16 protein-coding genes are annotated in these 19,402 nt (G+C 39.5%); 10 read left to right on the top strand and 6 right to left on the bottom strand.

Going from position 1 to position 19,402, the window contains the following annotated elements; genetic code table 11:
* Nucleotides 1-97: 97 nt before the first annotated feature.
* From smc to ligA, 3 genes are read left to right on the top strand one after another with little or no spacing between them, the layout of a single operon-like run.
* Nucleotides 98-3,571 (top strand): chromosome segregation protein SMC, encoded by a 3,474-nt coding sequence (gene smc / locus ACNKW3_RS01570; protein ID WP_427397530.1) that lies wholly within the window; start codon nt 98-100, stop codon nt 3,569-3,571.
* A 49-nt stretch (nt 3,572-3,620) separates the two neighbouring features.
* Nucleotides 3,621-4,973, top strand: coding sequence for a cell division protein ZipA (zipA, locus tag ACNKW3_RS01565; protein ID WP_427397529.1), 1,353 nt, complete (start codon nt 3,621-3,623; stop codon nt 4,971-4,973).
* A 22-nt stretch (nt 4,974-4,995) separates the two neighbouring features.
* Nucleotides 4,996-7,020 (top strand): NAD-dependent DNA ligase LigA, encoded by a 2,025-nt coding sequence (gene ligA, locus ACNKW3_RS01560; RefSeq protein WP_427397528.1) that lies wholly within the window; start codon nt 4,996-4,998, stop codon nt 7,018-7,020.
* On the opposite strand, the gene ACNKW3_RS01555 is transcribed toward ligA, so the two are convergent.
* Complete coding sequence (locus ACNKW3_RS01555) at nt 7,010-7,528, bottom strand: DUF2062 domain-containing protein (RefSeq protein WP_427397527.1); 519 nt, start codon at nt 7,526-7,528, stop codon at nt 7,010-7,012. The two genes, ligA and ACNKW3_RS01555, sit on opposite strands and share 11 nt — an antisense overlap.
* A 23-nt stretch (nt 7,529-7,551) precedes the next feature.
* Here ACNKW3_RS01555 and ACNKW3_RS01550 point away from each other — a divergent pair, with 23 nt between their 5' ends.
* The 5 genes from ACNKW3_RS01550 to kdsB are packed head-to-tail and all read left to right on the top strand — an operon-like array spanning nt 7,552 to nt 13,571.
* Nucleotides 7,552-9,804: a DNA internalization-related competence protein ComEC/Rec2 gene (locus tag ACNKW3_RS01550; RefSeq protein WP_427397526.1), complete on the top strand. Its 2,253-nt coding sequence runs from the start codon at nt 7,552-7,554 to the stop codon at nt 9,802-9,804.
* Nucleotides 9,805-9,830: 26 nt separating this feature from the next.
* Complete coding sequence (gene msbA / locus ACNKW3_RS01545; RefSeq protein ID WP_427397525.1) at nt 9,831-11,573, top strand: lipid A export permease/ATP-binding protein MsbA; 1,743 nt, start codon at nt 9,831-9,833, stop codon at nt 11,571-11,573.
* 9 nt (nt 11,574-11,582) lie between these two features.
* On the top strand, nt 11,583-12,599 hold the full coding sequence (gene lpxK, locus ACNKW3_RS01540; RefSeq protein WP_427397524.1) for a tetraacyldisaccharide 4'-kinase: 1,017 nt from the start codon (nt 11,583-11,585) through the stop codon (nt 12,597-12,599).
* 4 nt (nt 12,600-12,603) lie between these two features.
* A complete protein-coding gene (locus tag ACNKW3_RS01535) occupies nt 12,604-12,807 on the top strand; it encodes a Trm112 family protein (RefSeq protein WP_427397523.1) in 204 nt (67 codons plus the stop codon).
* Nucleotides 12,807-13,571: a 3-deoxy-manno-octulosonate cytidylyltransferase gene (kdsB, locus tag ACNKW3_RS01530; protein WP_427397522.1), complete on the top strand. Its 765-nt coding sequence runs from the start codon at nt 12,807-12,809 to the stop codon at nt 13,569-13,571. The genes ACNKW3_RS01535 and kdsB overlap by 1 nt, the downstream gene beginning before the upstream one ends.
* A 26-nt stretch (nt 13,572-13,597) precedes the next feature.
* Here the strand turns inward: kdsB and rimO are convergent, their stop codons facing one another.
* Together rimO and ACNKW3_RS01520 are read right to left on the bottom strand one after the other, a co-directional pair.
* Complete coding sequence (gene rimO / locus ACNKW3_RS01525) at nt 13,598-15,016, bottom strand: 30S ribosomal protein S12 methylthiotransferase RimO (protein WP_427397521.1); 1,419 nt, start codon at nt 15,014-15,016, stop codon at nt 13,598-13,600.
* Nucleotides 15,017-15,103: 87 nt separating this feature from the next.
* Complete coding sequence (locus tag ACNKW3_RS01520; protein ID WP_427397520.1) at nt 15,104-15,832, bottom strand: hypothetical protein; 729 nt, start codon at nt 15,830-15,832, stop codon at nt 15,104-15,106.
* A gap of 179 nt (nt 15,833-16,011) precedes the next feature.
* Here ACNKW3_RS01520 and ACNKW3_RS01515 point away from each other — a divergent pair, with 179 nt between their 5' ends.
* Nucleotides 16,012-16,479, top strand: a complete 468-nt coding sequence (locus ACNKW3_RS01515; RefSeq protein WP_427397519.1) for a DUF2919 domain-containing protein — start codon at nt 16,012-16,014, stop codon at nt 16,477-16,479.
* Between the two features lie 27 nt (nt 16,480-16,506).
* Here the strand turns inward: ACNKW3_RS01515 and ACNKW3_RS01510 are convergent, their stop codons facing one another.
* The gene (locus tag ACNKW3_RS01510) at nt 16,507-16,911 is read right to left on the bottom strand and encodes a hypothetical protein (protein WP_427397518.1); all 405 of its coding nucleotides are present in this window, start codon (nt 16,909-16,911) and stop codon (nt 16,507-16,509) included.
* Nucleotides 16,912-16,938: 27 nt separating this feature from the next.
* The gene (locus tag ACNKW3_RS01505) at nt 16,939-17,835 is read right to left on the bottom strand and encodes a LysR family transcriptional regulator (RefSeq protein ID WP_427397517.1); all 897 of its coding nucleotides are present in this window, start codon (nt 17,833-17,835) and stop codon (nt 16,939-16,941) included.
* Between the two features lie 136 nt (nt 17,836-17,971).
* Between ACNKW3_RS01505 and ACNKW3_RS01500 the strand changes: the two genes are divergently transcribed.
* On the top strand, nt 17,972-18,613 hold the full coding sequence (locus tag ACNKW3_RS01500) for a hypothetical protein (RefSeq protein WP_427397516.1): 642 nt from the start codon (nt 17,972-17,974) through the stop codon (nt 18,611-18,613).
* Here the strand turns inward: ACNKW3_RS01500 and tcdA are convergent.
* Complete coding sequence (gene tcdA / locus ACNKW3_RS01495; protein WP_427397515.1) at nt 18,610-19,392, bottom strand: tRNA cyclic N6-threonylcarbamoyladenosine(37) synthase TcdA; 783 nt, start codon at nt 19,390-19,392, stop codon at nt 18,610-18,612. The genes ACNKW3_RS01500 and tcdA overlap by 4 nt on opposite strands.
* Nucleotides 19,393-19,402 lie beyond the last annotated feature (10 nt).

Here is a 19,402-nt window from a genome sequence, read left to right as displayed (position 1 = left end):
ACCAGAGTAAAATTCGCTAGCCTATGTTACACCTAGGCAATTTTGGTGTAAGCTATTGCTAAAAAAGGCCGTTTATGCAATTTAGAAGCTACGGAAAATGCGCTTAAAACGAATCAGATTAGCTGGATTTAAATCCTTTGTAGATCCTACCAATATTCCTTTCCCTGGGGATATGACTGCTATTGTTGGACCAAATGGATGTGGTAAATCTAATGTAATTGATGCTGTGCGCTGGGTGTTAGGTGAAAGCTCTGCTAAAAACCTGCGCGGTGATGCTATGACAGACGTTATTTTCAACGGTAGTACCGCCAGAAAGCCAGTTTCCCAATGCTCCGTAGAACTTGTGTTTGATAACTCCTCAGGTCGGCTTGCTGGGGAGTATGCAGGTTACAATGAGCTCTCAGTAAAACGCATAGTGACCAAGGAAGCAATTTCGAGCTACCAGCTCAATGGCAGTAAATGCCGCCGAAAAGATATTACGGATTTATTTTTAGGCACAGGATTAGGACCACGAAGCTACGCCATTATTGAACAAGGTATGATTTCGCGTTTAATAGAATCTAAACCTCAAGAACTGAGAATATTCATAGAAGAAGCCGCGGGAATTTCCAAATACAAAGAAAGACGCCGAGAGACTCAAAATAGAATTAAACATACCAAAGAAAATTTGGAGCGTTTAGACGATGTCCGCTCCGAGCTCGGTGACCAACTGGCTAAACTCAAACGCCAAGCAGCCGCGGCAACTCGATATAAAGAATTAAAACAACAAGAGCGAGAATTAAAAGCACAACTAGCGACTGTTAGATGGTTGGCGCAAACCGAGCATGTGAAACAATCTGACAAAAAAGTAAATGCATTTAGAGATGAACTTAATACCTTAATGTCTGGCAAACAAGGTGATGAATCCGGCATTCAAGCGTTAAAAAATGATCAATCTGTAGCAAAACAGAAGCTCGCTGATTTACAGCAAAACATTTACCAGATTGGTAATGAAGTCACTCGTCTAGAACAATCTCAACTTTTCGCTAAAAAGCGGTTAGGGCAAATTCAACACGAAGTAGAACAGCTTCAACGCTCAGAACTAGAATTAAGCAAATCCATTTCTTCCTTAAATGATGAAATTCAAGACACAACAACTAAAATTGAACAAGCAGAGCCAGAAAAGTTAACCCTCGAAGCGCAATTAGAAGATGTACTCATTCGCAGAGATGAGATTGAAAGTAAAATGCAGTCTATTTCTCGTCATAATAAGCAACAGGACGATATTTATTACCAACAAAAACAAAAGCTTCAAGGCTTACATGGAAAACTTCAGCAGACCATAAGTTTACAACATAGAACAGAAGGTCGAATAGCGGAAATAAATGATGAAATTAAAGACCTCATTGGCATAGATGAGGATGCACTTGGTTTGCAGCAAGCTGAGCTAGAAGAATTAGATATAAAAATACTGCAGCAAGAAGATAACATTGCCCAATTACAGCAAGATTTTAATCAATTGCAAAACCAAAAGAATTCAGTGGTAACTGAGTTTCAGAGTACAGAAAATACCCAGGTGAAATTGAAAACTCAATTAGAAGCCTTATCGTCTATGCAACGTCAGTCAAAAGGGCAGCAAGATTTAGTCGACTCGCTAGCCGCTTTTTCTCCACAATTTGTTTGGCAAGCATTTACGGTCACTTCAGGGCATGAAAAAGCCTTTGCTACTGTGGTCAGCCTGTTGCGGGAAATGCTTGTAGTCAATAGTAGTTTTTCAGAGTTATTGGCCTATGATGCCGCCATACTGTCAAAAGGAGTCTCTATTTTATCTTCTGATGCACTAACGTCAGAAAAAGTAACAGGCACCCTAGCCAGTGTTATAGAGCAGCAAGAAGTGCCAGCGTTCTGTAACAGTATTTTCGTGGCAGAAAATCAACAACAAGGTTTAAACTTGTTGGAAACTATTCAACCTTATCAAAGTGTATTGATTAAGGATGGCAGTTGGTTATTTAAAGGCATAGTGTTACAGAATTTGGAGTCCGGGGACAATAAAGTAGAACGGGCTGCTAAAATGCGAGAGATTCAATCTCAATTATATCGTTTAGATGTTGAGCACAACGAATTATCTGAACGTATTTCAACCTTTGATGAAGCATTGACTCAACAGCAAGAAAGTTTGGATAGCGAGAGTCAGTCATTAACAATAGATAAACAGCAATATCAGGAATTAAAGCATAAATTGCAATTTTTAATTCTTCAGCAACAACAAGCAGATTCACGTAAAGAAAAGCTTCATGCAGAGTTAGAAAAACAGCAACTTATTCTCGAAGAAGAACAAGAAAGCTTAGCATTGCTGAATGAAGAAATAGAAATATTAAGCGTCAATGTTGCCGAATTAGATGATTTGCGTTTAGGAAGAGAATCCGAAAGTGATGCAATAAATCAACAGCTTAGCGATGTAAATGGACAATATAACCAGTTGCAAGGCAAGTTACATAAGCACGAAATGCAGTCTCAGCAACTCCAAAATAGCTATCAAATATTAAGCGAACAAAAACGAAACCAAAATAAACAACTAGAAGATAGCCAAGAAAAAATTGAAATTTTGCAAGAAGAGGCAGAAACCCTTTTGATGCCATCAGAACAGCAAGGCGAAAAACTGCAACAACTATTGCTGGATAAAGAAACTAAATTAGAACAGCAAAAAGAACAGCAATCTATTGTCGAAGATATAGACGAGAAAATCCTTGAAATGGAAAAAGGCCAAGCAGGTATTAATGCCAAAATTGAGGAAATAAAAGCTGAAATTGAAAGTGAACGTTTAGTCGGGGAAAGCGCCAGAGTAAGAGCTCAATCTTTTATTGAGCAACTTGCCGAAATGAAGCAGTCAGTTAAAGATGTGTTAGATAGCTTACCTGAAGGAGCTGACGCTAATGAATATCAGACTGAATTAGAGAAAGTTTCTGCTAGTCTGCAACGCCTTGGAGCGGTCAACTTAGCAGCGGTTGAAGAATTTGAAGAACAATCGGTGCGAAAACAGCATTTAGATGATCAAAACGCGGATTTAACAGCGGCACTAGATACCTTAGAAAATGCCATGCGTAAAATCGACAAAGAAACGCGGGCAAGGTTTAAAACTACCTTCGATTTAGTTAACGACGATTTAAAATCCCTGTTTCCAAAAGTTTTTGGCGGTGGTTCAGCCTATTTAGCATTAACAGATGATGACTTATTAGAAACGGGCGTTACAATAATGGCGAGACCACCGGGAAAGAAAAATAGTACAATTCAGCTATTATCTGGTGGTGAAAAAGCCTTAACCGCTTTATCATTAGTATTTGCTATTTTCCGGCTAAATCCAGCACCCTTTTGTTTGCTAGACGAAGTGGATGCACCTTTGGATGATGCCAACGTGGGACGTTTCTGTAAACTGGTATCTGAAATGTCTAAAACGGTACAATTTATATATATTACCCACAATAAGGTAGCAATGGAGATGGCAACCCATTTGACAGGTGTTACCATGGCCGAACCGGGCGTTTCTCGGATGGTATCGGTTGACATGGACGAAGCCTTGGCAATTGCAGAATAAAAAAAGCCTGTATAAGCAGGGATAAAAAATAAAAAAATAAAGGGGCATCATGCAACGAGATCTGCAAATAGCGTTAATAATTATTGGTGGTCTAGTAATTGTGGGCATATTGCTGCACGGATTTTGGACGACGAGAAAGCAAAAAGCGCAAAGTTCTGAACGCAACTTCGATTCCAGAAAAAACTGGGAGCCTAAATTCAACGTCGATGAAGACGAGGATTTAGAATATGATGAAATGATCATTTCGCCTGCTCGAGTTATACAAGATCCCGCTAAGCAAAGCGCATCTAAACCAGAAGAACCTAAAATCGATCTTGATCAGGAATCAAATGAAAACATCGATTTGGCTGATGAATTACCTGATGATCTGAAATCTGAAGTACCTGAAGAGGAAATTGCGGAAAAGGTCGAGACAGTTGAAACTAAAACTGATGATGTGAAACTAAAAGCTGTTGAAAATACCGAACAAAAACCAATCTACAGCGGTGTTGTTACTCAACCAAAACCTGAGTTCGTAAAAGCGAAACGCGAAAATATTGCTGTTAACGAAGATGAAGTACCAGAGCCGCCTGCTTTTTTGTTAAAAAAGTCCTCAGAGGCAGATGCTGAATTACAACCTCAGGTAGAGGTGACTTCACCCCCAGATGAAACAATTAAGACAACCAAAACTGAGCCACCAATAAAAGATAAATGGGATGAAGTGCCAGATTTTTCATTGGACGTTCAGCAAACCGAAACTAAACAACCCAAAACTCCGGCGCCCAAAGAAGATAAGCAGGAAAAAGAATTTAGTTTTACTGAACAGGCGCGTCGACTAGTTCGCCGCAACAAAAAAACAGTGGCAGAAAAAATTCGCAAAGAGCCTGTGCTAGGGGCAGATAAAAATAAAGAAGACCAAATGCGCATAGATTTTGGCGATCAACCTAGCCTATCCACAGAGCCAGAAGAGACTGCTGCCAAACCTAGCAAACCATCGGAAACCGACGTTATTATTCTAAATGTACAAACACCGGCGGATAACCCGATTTCTGGAGCTGCACTATTACCTATGCTTTTGACTCTAGGTTTTAAGTTTGGTGAACATGATATTTTTCATCGCCATGTAAATACGAATGGCAAAGGCCCCATTCTGTTTAGTTTAACCAATATGTTTAAACCAGGAATTTTTGATATTGATAATATGGAAAACTTTACTACCCAAGGTGTATCTTTATTTATGATGTTGCCAATTGATGGGGATCCTCAGCAAGTTTTTAATATGATGCACAATGCCGCTCGTAAAATTTCGGATGAGTTTAAAGGCAAGATTTTAGACGGCAACAAGGTGCCGATTAGCAAACAAAGCTTACAACAATACTCTGAACGCATTAGAGATTTTGAACGTCGTCGATTGACACGATAAGAACACACAGAGATTACATTAGATGACAGATCAAGCGGTATTAGATCAGTACAATGCTATTAAGCAACAGTTAGAAGAGTTCGCGCATCAATATTATGTGTTGGACGATCCCAGCGTACCCGATGCTGAGTATGATCGTTTAATGCAACAATTGATTGGCTTAGAAAAAGAATATCCAAATTTAAAAACACCAGATTCTCCATCGCAAAAAGTCGGAGGAAAAGCGCTAAGTAAGTTTGAGCAGGTGACGCATCAAATTCCCATGTTGTCATTGGATAATGGATTTGAGGATGAGGATATCTATGCCTTCGAACAACGTATAAGAGATCGATTAAATTTTGCCGAAAATATCGAATTTGCCTGTGAGCCAAAACTGGATGGTTTGGCTGTTTCGATAATGTATGAAGACGGTGTCCTGATCCAGGCTGCGACTCGCGGAGACGGTCAGGTAGGTGAGAACATCACTGAGAATGTGAAAACTATCGCTAACGTACCGCTAAAATTAAGGGGTGATGATTTACCGAAACAATTAGAGGTGCGCGGGGAAGTCTTTATGCCCAAACAAGGCTTTGAAGCCCTTAATCAACAACAAAGAGAGCAGGGCGGTAAACTCTTTGCAAACCCTCGGAATGCAGCAGCGGGCGCACTTCGCCAATTAGACTCAAAGATTACAGCATCCAGACCTCTGCGTTTTTATGCCTATTCGGTTGGCATTATCGAAGGCGGTAAAGTGTCTTTCGCAAGCACTCATACTGAACGTTTAGATCTTCTTGGAGAACTTGGCCTACCGCTATGTGCTGAACGAGATAAAGTCGTTGGTGCTAAACAAGCGCTAGCCTACTTCAACGATATTGGTGATAAGCGCAATCAGTTAAGTTATGAAATTGATGGTGTGGTATTTAAAGTCAATGATTTAAATCTGCAAGAAAGACTTGGATTCGTTTCACGGGCACCACGTTGGGCAATAGCTCAAAAATTTCCCGCTCAAGAAGAAATCACACGTTTAAACGATGTTGAGTTTCAAGTAGGAAGGACTGGCGCCATTACGCCGGTTGCACGTTTGGAGCCTGTATTTGTTGGCGGTGTCACTGTATCAAATGCTACCTTACACAACCAAGACGAAATAGAACGTTTAGGTGTAATGATTGGCGATATTGTCACTATCAGAAGAGCAGGAGACGTTATCCCTCAAGTTGTCTCCGTTGTGCTGGAAAGAAGACCTGAGGATGCTAAAAAAATACTATTTCCTACACATTGTCCAGTATGTGGCTCTGATGTGGAGAAACTAAATCAGGAAGCTGTAGCAAGGTGCACTGGTGGTTTGGTATGCCAAGCACAGCGCAAAGAAGCGATTAAACATTTTGCGTCACGAAAAGCCTTTGATATTGAAGGGCTGGGTGACAAAATTGTCGAACAACTAGTTGACAATGACCTGATAAAAAATCCAGCGGATATCTTTGAGCTGTCGTTACCTCAATTATTGAGTTTAGAGCGCATGGGAGATAAATCTGCAGTTAATTTATTGCGCGCCATTGAAGCTTCAAAGGAAACTACCTTGCCTAAGTTTCTTTATTCTTTGGGCATTCGAGAAGTTGGCGAAGCCACAGCGAGAAACTTGGCGATTCACTTTAAAACCGTTGAGGCTATTCAAACAGCAAGTATTGAAGCACTGACCGAAGTCAATGATGTTGGTGAAGTCGTGGCCTTGCACATAAGCCACTTTATGCAAGAGCAAGCCAACATCGGCATTATCGATAAATTGCGAGAGCAAGGAATTCATTGGCCTGAAATAGAAGAGCCAGATGAATCTGCACAACCCTTTGCAGGGAAAACCATAGTGTTAACAGGCACTCTGTCGCAAATGGGCCGAAGTGAGGCCAAGGCTAGGTTGCAAGATCTTGGTGCTAAGGTTTCTGGCAGCGTATCAGCAAATACAGATTTATTGATTGCGGGTGAAAAAGCGGGTTCTAAACTAACCAAAGCGACCGATCTTGGTATCGAAATTTGGGATGAACAAGGTTTAGTGGACTTTTTGGCTAATCATTAGGCGTTTGTTTTCTTTTACGCCATGCTTTTCTAACCGACAATCGCCATACCCAATCAAGGCCAAAGTAGCCAATGGCCGCAGCAACAATAGAACAAATAAAACACCCCAGCAGAAATGCTGGGCCTATGGTGTTTATTGACTCAATTACCCAAGACCAACTTAATTGAAAATGAAATGAGGTCATTTCGGTCCCAAGTACAGTACTACCCACTAAATATGCTGTGTAGAATATAGGCGGCATTGTAAGTGGATTCGTAATCCAAACAGTAGCGACTGATAATGGAAGATTGACTCTACAAGGAATTGCGAGTCCAGCAGATAAAAACATCTGAAATGGCACTGGCCAAAACGCGAAAAATAGACCAATCCCAAATGCGCCTCTCGCCGAGCGTCTATTTAAATGCCAAAGATTAGGATCATGCAATAAAGCACCGAAAATCTTCAGCATTTTTTGCGATTTTACTTGCTCATGGTTTGGCAAAACCCGTCGGAAAAATTTTCTAGGCATAAGACTACCGGTAACACATACTCATGATGACATCGTTTGAAAAATTCATGCTTGGCTTCATTAGTATATTTTGCTCGACTTTATTGTGGGGAAGGTTGCCAGAAATTTGGTTGTTGGTCATTATAACGTTAATTATCTTCATGGTGATTTATTTTTTTCGTTCCAGTTTCATTATCGGCATGATTGCTGGTTTTATTTGGTTTAACTTTAATGCACATTGTTACTTAACCGGTAAAATTCAACCGTCATCGCTACAGAAAGGTTATTTAATTAACGCTGAAGTCCTTTCCATTAACTTAGATGAACAGCTAGATAAAAAGTTTGTAACCTTTATGATCAAACTCCATCGATTGGGAAAAGATCACTTTTTTATACCGCCGAAAGTTGCCGTTAGCTGGCACTTTCCAACCTTTATTCCTAAACAGGGCCAGCATTTACAGTTATTTGTTCAATTAAAACCGCCAAGAGGATACGCAAATCCGTATTCTTTTCAAGCGGAAACCTACTATCTAAGCCAGAATGTAGTAGCCCTAGCCAACGTAAAACAAAGTCCGAGCAATAAAGTGCTTGATGATAATTCGAGTTTTCGACAATCTTTAGTTGAGAGGACGCTTACCACTGATAGTATTCATACCAAGTGGATTTTAGCTTTAGCATTAGGGTTTAGAGACCAATTCACACCAGATGACTGGACGCTAATGCAAACTACAGCAACCGCTCATCTTTTTACAATATCAGGCATGCATTTAACTTTTATTGCAGGTTATGTTTTATTTTTAATAAAAGGGCTTGGCCAACTGAGCCGAGCGCAGAGACATTTATCTCATCAACTGTACCGGTTATCCGTCAGTATATTGCTTGGATGGATTCTTTTTGGCTATGCCACATTATCCGGCGCAGAGTTGCCTGTGATAAGAGCGTTTATTGCAGTGCTATGCATATTGTATGTCCACAACAGAGTGCAACATTGGACGCGATGGCGCATTCTACTTTTTGTTATTTTTTGTATTCTGTTGATTTTCCCAATGAGTATTTATGGCAGAAGTTTTTGGTTAAGTGTATCTGCGGTCGCTGGCATATTGTTTTTTACTTGGATTCATCCATACTCATCTTCTGCGACTATGTTTGATAAATGCCGATATTTGGTGTCTACCCAAATTTTTCTTTCCCTAGTCTCAGCACCATTAATCTGGTTATTTTTTTCCCAGGTTTCTTATGTAGGTGTGGTCATAAATTTGATTTTGATCCCCATTGTCAGCTTAGTGTTACTTCCAATGTCTATTTTATTTGTAAGTTTGTTGAGTTTGGATATTCAAATTCAAACTCTGACAGTTGCATTGGATTTTGGATTTGAGTTTTGCCTATTGCTGCTCAAACTTGGTGAACAACATAACGATGCGTTTGCGTTTCCTGTTATTTTTATCGTTTTTTCAGGCGTTTTCTTGTGGTTGTTCCGGCGTAAGTTTAAAGCCATTTATTTCATTTTCTTTTTGTTAATTTCAGCTGTGTTTTATCTAGGTACAAATGAATCAGAAATGAAAAGATTTATTACCTTTGATGTAGGCCATGGCAATCTTGCGTTGTTACAAACAGAATCTTCAGCACTATTATTTGATACAGGAAGAGGTGACGACAATGCTAGCATCTTTGAATATCAAGTGTTGCCTTATCTGAAGGAAAATAGGATAACCAATATAGATGCGGTATTTGTATCGCATTTTGATAGCGACCACGCGGGTGGATTACAACGATTACTGACTATCATGCCCGTTGATCAAGTCATTAGTCCGCAATCGACTTGCGTAGAAAATAACCATTTTATTTTTAAAGAGGACATAAGAATTGAGGCGCTATGGCCTAAAAATCCCAACTCTGGCGCAAATAATGAACAAAGCTGTGTGCTAAAATTATCCTTGCCCAATATAAATATTCTGTTGATGGGGGATTTACCCAAAGCCCAAGAAAATATGCTGTTAACAGAGAATCATGACATCAGGTCAGATATTCTTGTAGTAGGGCATCATGGCAGTCGATCCTCATCTAGTGAGGCCTTTATTCGCAGGGTTAAGCCTACTTATGCTGTGATATCCACCAATTATCCAAATCACTGGGGACACCCGCATAAAGAAGTAATAGAGGTTTTAAGTCAGAATAATGCCCATATAATACACTTAGGAAAAACCGGCGCTGCTATCTTTGACATTCAAGATAGTCAAATAAAATTAACCACTTATCGTCAACACCTGTATAATCGTTGGTATAACCAAATTGAGTAAGTGGCAACGAGTTAAATTGATACCCTATGTCAGAAAATAAAATAGATCGTGCGACAGTAAAGCGATTTCTCAGTTATGTTTCTCCCCACAAAATGCTAACCCTTATCTCGGTTATTGGCATGATAGGTTATGCTGGCGTCGACACCTTATTTTTTTCCCAGTTAAAACCCTTAATTGATGATTCATTGCAGCAAAATAATTACGATTATCTTCGCATGGCAGCTTATGCCATAGTTCCATTGTTTATTTTGCGTGGCGTGTTTAACTTTATGGGGACCTACACCTTAGAGTATGTAGGGACTAAAGTCGTTATGCGTATGCGTCAACAATTGTTTGATAAGTACATACATTTGCCGATTGAATTTCATGATCACAATTCCACCGGTTCCTTGATGTCGAAAATTCTATATGACACAGAACAAGTGAGATACGCAGCGGGTAAAGCGCTGTTAGTGCTAGTCCGCGAAGGTATGTTTGTGATCGGATTAATTGCAGTTATGTTCTATTACTCATGGCAATTGTCTTTGATATTCATTTTAATTGGCCCAGTTGTCGCTGTAATAGTGTCTGTCGTAAGTAAAAGATTCCGCAAAGTGTCCAAAGCAATTCAAAAAGCCATGGGGTCTTTGACTTCCAGTATTGAGCAAGCGGTGAAAGGACATAAAGTGGTGTTAATGTTTGGGGGGCAAACATTAGAATCGAAACGCTTCCAAGAGAAAAATAATCATAATCGCCAGCAATCAATGAAATTGGTTAACTCACAAATTTTAAGTGTTTCTGTGATTCAAATTATAGCCTCTGTTGCATTAGCTTTTGTCCTCTTTGTAAGCAGTACACCAGGGATGATTGATAACTTAACGCCAGGCGTATTTTTACAAGTAGTGTTGTGCATGGTTATGCTACTCAAACCCTTAAAACAGTTAACCACGGTCAACACAGAATTCCAAAAAGGCATGACAGCATGTGCAAGTGTTTTTGAAATTTTAGATCAGGAAAATGAACAAGATACAGGCAATCAAGAACTCGAAAAAGTAAAAGGGCACATAGAATTTAAAGAGGTAACCTTTACGTACCCCACAAAACAGAAGCCCGCCATAAAAAATGTGAGTTTTGAAGCTAAACCAGGCCAAACAATAGCCTTGGTCGGACGGTCTGGTAGTGGGAAATCTACCTTATCCAGTTTATTAACTCGATTTTACAGTCAACAACAAGGGCAAATTAAAATTGATGGCGTAGATATTCAGGATGTGAAATTGAAATCCCTACGCAAACAGTTTGCCTTGGTGTCTCAACAGGTGACGTTATTTAACGATACCATAGCCAATAATATTGCCTATGGGAAACATGATGTGGTTAGTCGGGACGATATACTCAAAGCGGCTGATGTGGCCCATGTGACAGAATTTGTGGCTGCACAAGAAGAGGGTTTTGATACCCTCATTGGCGAAAACGGACTCATGCTGTCAGGTGGACAGCGCCAGCGTATTGCAATCGCCCGAGCTATATTAGCCGATGCGCCTATTCTTATCCTCGATGAGGCTACTTCGGCACTGGACACAGAATCAGAAAAATTCATACAACATGCATTGGAAGAGTTACAAAAAACTCGCACGAGTATAGTTGTCGCACATAGATTATCGACCATTGAAAATGCCGATATTATTTTGGTAATTGAAAATGGGGAAGTCATTGAGCAAGGAAGCCACAGTGAATTAATGCAACAGCAAGGTATGTATGCTCAATTACATGCTATGCAGTTCTCTACTTAAGGTTGTTGCATGGATTTGCAAAAAGCGCTTTACACCAAACCTGGCATTCTTTGGTTTCTTGCACCGCTAAGTATCATTTTTTGGATTTTGCAATGGATAAGAAGAAGCCTATATAACCTTGGCATTTTATCAATCTACAAAAGCCGATTACCGGTAATTGTAGTAGGCAATATTTCAGTAGGTGGCAATGGTAAAACACCGGTTGTGATAGCCTTAGTTGAATATTTAAGTAAAAAAGGATATCAACCTGCAGTGTTGAGCCGAGGATATGGCGGGCAGTTAGACAAACATCCCTATCAGGTGAATCATAAAGTCGATGCAAAATTAGTGGGAGATGAACCCTGGCTGATTTATAAACGCTTTGGTATTCCTGTTGTCATCGACCCAGAAAGGGCCAGAGGCGCGAAGTATATCGAAGATTTTACAAATGCAGACATTATAATTTGTGACGATGGCATGCAGCATTATGCACTAGCAAGAGATATTGAGATCTGTGTTATGGACGACAGAGGTTTAGGCAATGGTTATCTGTTGCCGATGGGACCTTTACGCGAGCCTATGGAAAGGCTGAATTCTGTTGATTTGATTGTGTTTAATGGAAAACGATTAAATGAAATGACCTTTTTACACCAGATCGCGCCAGACATAGTTCAAATGTCCTTAGTACCGGATAAATGGATAAATCTACAAGATGGCAGAAGCCAGAATGTGCATCATGTTCGAACATTATTTATGTCCGATTTACCCATAAAAGCTATTGCAGGTATTGGTAATCCGCAACGCTTTTTTTCAACCTTGTATGAGTTGTCCGTAACACCGGATGAAGAACAATCTTTTCCTGATCACTATAATTACCAAGAAGCCGATCTGGCATTCGATGGTATACTTTTAATGACTGAAAAAGATGCGGTTAAATGTACCGAGTTTAATTTGGTAAACGCATGGTATCTCATAATAAATGCACAACTTTCTGATGCTTTTTACCAATACATAGATGCAAAATTATTAAATTTAAAAAGAGATTAAATATATGGCCTTTAATAAGAAACTGATGGATATCATTGCTTGTCCTATTTGTAAGGGTAAACTTATTCTAAATGAGGAACAGGAAACATCAGAACTAGTGTGTCGTTTTGATAAACTTGCTTACCCAATCAAGGACAATATTCCTGTTTTGCTAGAAGAAGAAGCAAGAAAACTGAGTATCGAAGAGTTAGAAAAGGTTAAAGCCTAATGTCTTTTGTAGTCGTCATTCCTGCCCGCTTTGCGAGTACTCGATTTCCAGGTAAACCTCTCGCTGTGATTAATGGTAAGACCATGTTGGCACATGTGTTCGAGCGGGCAAAGGAGTCAGGGGCAAACAGAATAATTGTGGCTACTGATGACCACAGAATTAGTGAGGAAGCGCAAAAATTTGGTGCTGAAGTATGTATGACTTCTGAGGACCATCAAAGCGGTACATCGAGAATTAGTGAGGTTATTGAAAAGTGTAAAATCGATGCCGAACAAATCATTGTAAATGTGCAAGGAGATGAGCCTTTTATTCCGCCAGAAAACATTCAGCAAGTAGCTGATGCCTTATTGCAACATCCGCAAATTCCAATGTCGACGCTTTGTTATCCCATCACAGAAAGTAGCGATTTGTTAAATCCGAATGTGGTAAAAGTTGTTACGACCAAAGAAAATTTAGCCATTTATTTTTCACGTTCGGTTATACCGTATCCCAGAGAATATATGCAGGGAAATCAATTGACCTGTCCTCTTGGAGACATTCCCCATACCTATTATCGGCATATTGGAATCTATGGATATCGTGCAGGTTTTATAGACACCTATATGAAAATGCCCTCGGCCAATTTGGAAAAAATTGAATCTCTTGAACAGTTAAAAGTGCTAGAAAACGGCTATGATATTATGGTGCAAGTTAGTAAAAAAGCACCACCGCACGGAGTCGATACTCCTGAAGACCTACAAAAATTAAACGCCTCATTTATGTAAAGAGGCGTTAATTTCTTTTACTAGTACTAATCCTGATCTTCGCTTGGCACCGCCCACATATCGTGTTCGTCTGTGTGTATTATTTCTACCCACAACTGATCGCCAGGACTAGCATCAAAATAATCGTTTAGATGAATAATACCGTCAATTTCCGGTGCTTCACCAAAGCTTCTAGCAATGGCGCCTTCACTAGTTACTTCATCTATAACTACTCTGTATTCGGTTCCTATTTTGGCTTGTAGTTTTTCATAACTGATTTGCGACTGCACCTGCATAAAACGTTGCAATCTTGATTCTTTTACCTCTTCAGATACCGGATCTGGCAACTCATTGGCTTTCGCACCTTCTACTGGCGAATATTTGAAACAGCCTACGCGATCTAATTTTGCTTGGCGTAAAAACTCCAACAACTCTTCAAATTCTTCCTCTGTTTCACCAGGAAAACCTACAATAAAAGTCGAACGAATAACGAGGTCTGGACAAATTTCACGCCATTTTTGAATTCGTTCGATTGTACGTTCAGCGCTTCCAGGGCGCTTCATTAATCGAAGTATACGTTTGTTAGCATGCTGAAACGGAATATCCAAATAAGGTAGTAATTTTCCTTCTGCCATTAATGGAATAAGGTCATCCACATAAGGATAGGGATATACATAATGTAAACGCACCCAAATATCCATGCTACCGAGCTGTTCACATAATGCTTGCATATGTGTTTTCACAGGCATGCCATTCCAAAAATCAGTTTTGAACTTGCTGTCGACACCGTAGGCACTAGTATCTTGAGATATAACCAAAAGCTCTTTAACGCCAGCGGCTTTAAGGCGTTTAGCTTCCTCTAAGACCTGTCCTATAGGACGGCTGACTAAATCACCACGCATTGAAGGGATGATGCAGAAGGTGCACCTGTGATTACAGCCTTCAGATATTTTTAGATATGCATAATGTTTAGGCGTCAGTTTGATACCATGATCCGGTACTAAGTGCACAAAGGGATCATGTGCTGGCTTGGCAACATGCTCATGTACCAATTCTACAACAGCTTCATAAGCGTGAGGGCCCGTAATTGCAAGTACATTAGGATGGACTTCGCGAATCTCATCTTCTTTAATACCTAGACAACCAGTAACAATCACTTTTCCATTTTCAGCGAGTGCTTCTCCGATGGTATCCAATGATTCTTGAACTGCTGAATCTATAAATCCGCAAGTGTTTACAATAACAAGATCTGCATTGTCATAACTTGGAACAACATCGTAACCCTCAGTACGTAACTGCGTTAAAATACGCTCTGAATCTACTAAGTTCTTTGGGCAACCTAAGCTAATAAAACCAATTTTACCATTGCTTTTGGATGTGTTTAGTTTGTCAGCCGAAGCGCTCAAAACCTTCACTGGTGTTTCTAAAGTTGTCGATTGACTGGGCGTGAATTTTTCTACACTCATATTGGATGCCGATGATTAAGCTGATAAAGCGGCGCAGTATACAGTAAGATCAGCGAGCTTGGAATATAAGCCCATGCATTATGACTGCTATAGCAGAGTTTTAGGTTTTAGTGATTTTGGTAGACGTTGAGCGCAGAGATTAAAACGCTCAACTACGTTTTGTTTAATTGCCGGATGTTCTTTGAAAAAGTCGTTATTAATGTATGCCCCAATAGTAATCTCGTCAATAACTTCAACTTTAACTTGGGGATTTTTGTCGATAAAAGGATTGGCCAGTGGCGCAAGCTCTATGAAACTTTGAATTCTATCGCGCAAAAACATCTGCTCAATTTGCGTAAAGCTCTTGGTATAGACCACCTCTTTTGATTTGCTATTTTCTGCAACCTCTGTCATTTTGGTACCAAGTCTTACACCTAGTGTCGGATATTGTTCTGTATTGTTTAATTTACTTACCTTGATAACCTTTGTAGAAATATAATTTCCAATAAAAGTTGCGCTGAGATCACGCTCTTCACTTTGCCCAAGTAATACGCCGATATCGACTTCACCTAATGATAATAGCTTTACTAGCCTATCAGGTGTATCTATGTCGGTGAAAATTATATTGTTGATATCTTCAAATAGACATTCGTGAACGCCTTTTAACGGACCATCTAAAACACCTTCAGTACGATACAATTGTTCCGAAGGCGCAAAACCTACTCTAACTAAGGGTTGGGAATATTGATTTGCCGATGCTTGAGCTGAAAAAACAAAATAAATGCCTATACTAAAAAGCACAATCCATTGTCTCAAAGCACTATTAAACTTTTTCATTTTTATGATGCTAGTGTTATCAATGTTATTGATTATATAGGAAAACTATTGATGAGTAATTAGTCAATTTACACTCAAAATTAAAACAACCTACATTTTACACAAGTTTTTGTATGTTAGTTGTTTAAACTTGTCACTTAAGCCACATATAGAAGCAATGGCTTTTCCATCATTTTGTTATGCAATTAAAATTTCCCTTACATCACTATGATCAAGCTGGTCGAGTAAAACCGCCTTTATTTTTATATGTTGGATTGGGCTTCTTATGCAGGGGCGCTTTATTATTCATAATCGCGCTCTCCACGAGAGAAAGGGCAGAGGACATGATGCGTATCTTCTATCCTGAAAAATATGACTTCTATTTATCATTATTGGCATTTTGTCCAGCAGCTTTGGTTTTTCTATTATTGGCTAGAAGAGAATCAATATGGAAGCGTCAAAAAGCAATCTGGTTTAAAGCCTTATTCCCATTGACAATAGTTGCTTGTGCAATTGATATTTGCTTGCAAGTCTATATTTTGCAAAAAACACAGTTTACTTTTTCTTTAGCGCGAGCTGTCGCCTTAGTGTTTGGGGGGTTATTTGCTGTCTATTTATTCAAGAGTAAACATATGAAGGAAATCAGACAAGATTGGGCTCATGAATAAATTGAGCCCAAGTTAGATTGTTTAATCTCAGCTGACGTTTTCTAAAGCTTGTTCAAAATAATGGGTAATACTCACAGAAAGATCTCTTACTAGTTTTTCAAAACAAACACCTGCGAATGCAAATGTATGCTCACCGTGTTGCATGAAAATACTCGGAGATGCTGGATCACTTACGTCATACAACCATTTTCCGCCCGCAGTTGCTAAAAAGACTTCTCCAATATAAGCACCGAAAATATTACATATGGTAAAAACGGCTTTGTCTTCTAAGATTTGCTCGGGATATTTCTCTCGTAGTTGCAGTATTACGTCATCTACTAAGGAAATGGATTCTATTGAGTAATCTAAGGTAATTGCTAGTTCTTCTTGTGCGGTAGATACTGCGTCTGCTGCACTTTGTTGCATTAACTCTTCTAGTTCTTCTTGTTTCATAATATTTATGTTTGCTCTAACCTGAAATCAAGGTAATTGAATCTGACGGTGTTGTAAAATAAGTTTTTCCAACAAAGTAACACCAGGTCCTTTTTTATCTGGTTGTGGGCAGATTAAAAAGGCAGTTATTCTGCGATATTGGCTACCTTCAACGGTCAGTCGTTTAAGTTTACCCTGGTTGATATGGTTAACCACTTTATGTTCTGGTAGCCAACAAAAACCGATGTTCTGTAAAAGCAGATCGATGGCGGTATCAAATTGACTAACCGTCCAGCGGGTTTCTGATTTTAGCCATCCTTGTTTTTCAATTGGATTACTAGATGAATCTGCAATCACTAATTGTAAGTGTTGGGCTAGAGTTTCCGGGGGAATAGCGGTTGGTAACGAGGCTAATTCGTGCTCTGGATGACTCACTAAAACGAAATTCATATGGGCAATGGGTTCCCCCAAAAAGCCTTTAGGAACCTCAGTATGAATGACTAAATCTGCGGTTTTTTTGATGATATGTTCATTAGTACCAGTAAGCACACAATCTAACATTTTAAGTCGGCTACCTCGACTTTCAGGTAAAAAGTCGCGCAATATTGGATATACAAACTCTCTTGGATAAGCCAAATCCACAGCAAAAACAATTTCAGGCTCCCAATCTTGATTTATGTTAACCGCCAGTTGTTCCAATGATTCAACTGTTTGGGTCAGATCTCTAGAACGTCTAAGAAGTACTTCTCCAGCCTCTGTTAAAACCGCACGTCGACCTTTTATTTCTAGCAATTGCACGTCGAGCATTGTTTGCAATTTTGATACTGCGTGGTTGAGAGAAGATTGGCTTTTATTCAAGGCTGCGGCAGCTTGTGCATAGCCACCGTTGTCAACGACTGCTTGCAAAATTCGCCATTGTTCTAATGTGGTTTTCGGTCTAAACAATAGTTAACTCCTGAGGTCACCGAATGAATTTTTACCTACAACTAAAGATTGGGTTAAAATTTAGTAATAATAAAACTAAATACGCCCTTACATCATAGTGTATTTTATCGCATCATTTTAAATTTGTTGAATTTTAATGAAATATAACTTCATTCTTCCGTTAACTGCCCTGATTGCACTATCAGCGATAAATACATTGGTATATATGAATGTTATACCGCCTGGTTTACGCATATTAGAATCTTTGCAAGCATCGTTTGATGAAGGATTTTATTTACTTATATTTCTTATTATTTTACTAGAATCAATTATTTATATTGGCTTCTATTTTCCGGGGCAATTTTTTGCTGTTATTCTAGTGGTCAGCGCTAATCCCGATGCCAAAGACATAGTTTATCTCACTATTGCGATGGTTGTCGCTGCGACTTTAGGTTCGGTCATCAACTTTTTATTAGGCAAATATTCCGAGTCTAAAAAATTTAAACGCTCTGAGACCAAGTTTCGACATTTGTTAGTTGCGATGATTCATATTAATTCCTTAGCTTTTTTTATGTTTGCCCAAGGCGCCTCCCAAAAAAGCATGAAAGTAGTCTGGTTAGCCGGACTTCTTAACTTACCCTATTACTTGTTGCTTATTGCCGGTACCGCTGTTTTAAGCGAGCAAATTATGGGGTTGGCTGAGAATTCTATTTTCTTATTTTCAGCTGTATCTATTTGGTTAGTAATTGCGATATTACTCGATGTGAAACGAGAACGGTCGAACAGTCTGGCAAATTAAACCGTCTCTTGGCGAACAATATAGTCTATGGCTCTACTGGCCGCTAACATGCCAAATTGGGATGTTACGCCTACGAATGCACCAAACCCAGTAGCACAATCCATTTTTCCGCTACCTTGTGCCTGTTGTTTCTGTTGACTGACGTTGCCGTCAGGGGTGGGAAACAATAACTGTTCAGTACTGTAAATACATTCTACACCGAATCGTCGTTTCGTATTTTTGGAAAAGCCATAACTTCGTCGCAACTCGCTTCTGACCTTTGCAGACAGCGGATCTTGAATGGTTTTCGCCAAGTCGCCTTTGGTTACTGCCATAGGGTCTCTTTGTCCGCCTGCGCCACCGACAGTAATTATTTTAATTTTCTTGCGTTTAGCAAAGGCTATAAGTGCTGCTTTAGCTGCTACTGCGTCTATAGCATCAATAATTACCTGAGTGTCTTGAGGGATCAGCGCGTGTAAATTGTCTTGGGTGACGAAATCTTCAATAGGCGTTAGTTTACAATCAGGATTAATTTGTAAAACACGTTGAGACAGCACTTCCACTTTGGATAGTCCGAGAGTGTCGGTCAAGGCATGGGATTGTCGGTTGACGTTTGAAGTGGCGATGTCATCTAAATCGATAAGCGTTATTTGACCGATGCCTGTTCTTGCTAAGCACTCTACACTCCATGAGCCGACGCCGCCTAATCCTACTACGGTTACATGGGCATTTTGCAATGCGACTAATCCAATTTCACCGTAAAGGCGTTTTATACCTGCAAAACGTTCGTTATAAGACATTTCTATAAAA

The organism is Glaciecola sp. 1036 (assembly GCF_050306235.1).
In the GTDB taxonomy this organism is placed as follows: domain Bacteria; phylum Pseudomonadota; class Gammaproteobacteria; order Enterobacterales; family Alteromonadaceae; genus Glaciecola.
This window is presented reverse-complemented; position numbering and strand designations above follow the sequence as displayed.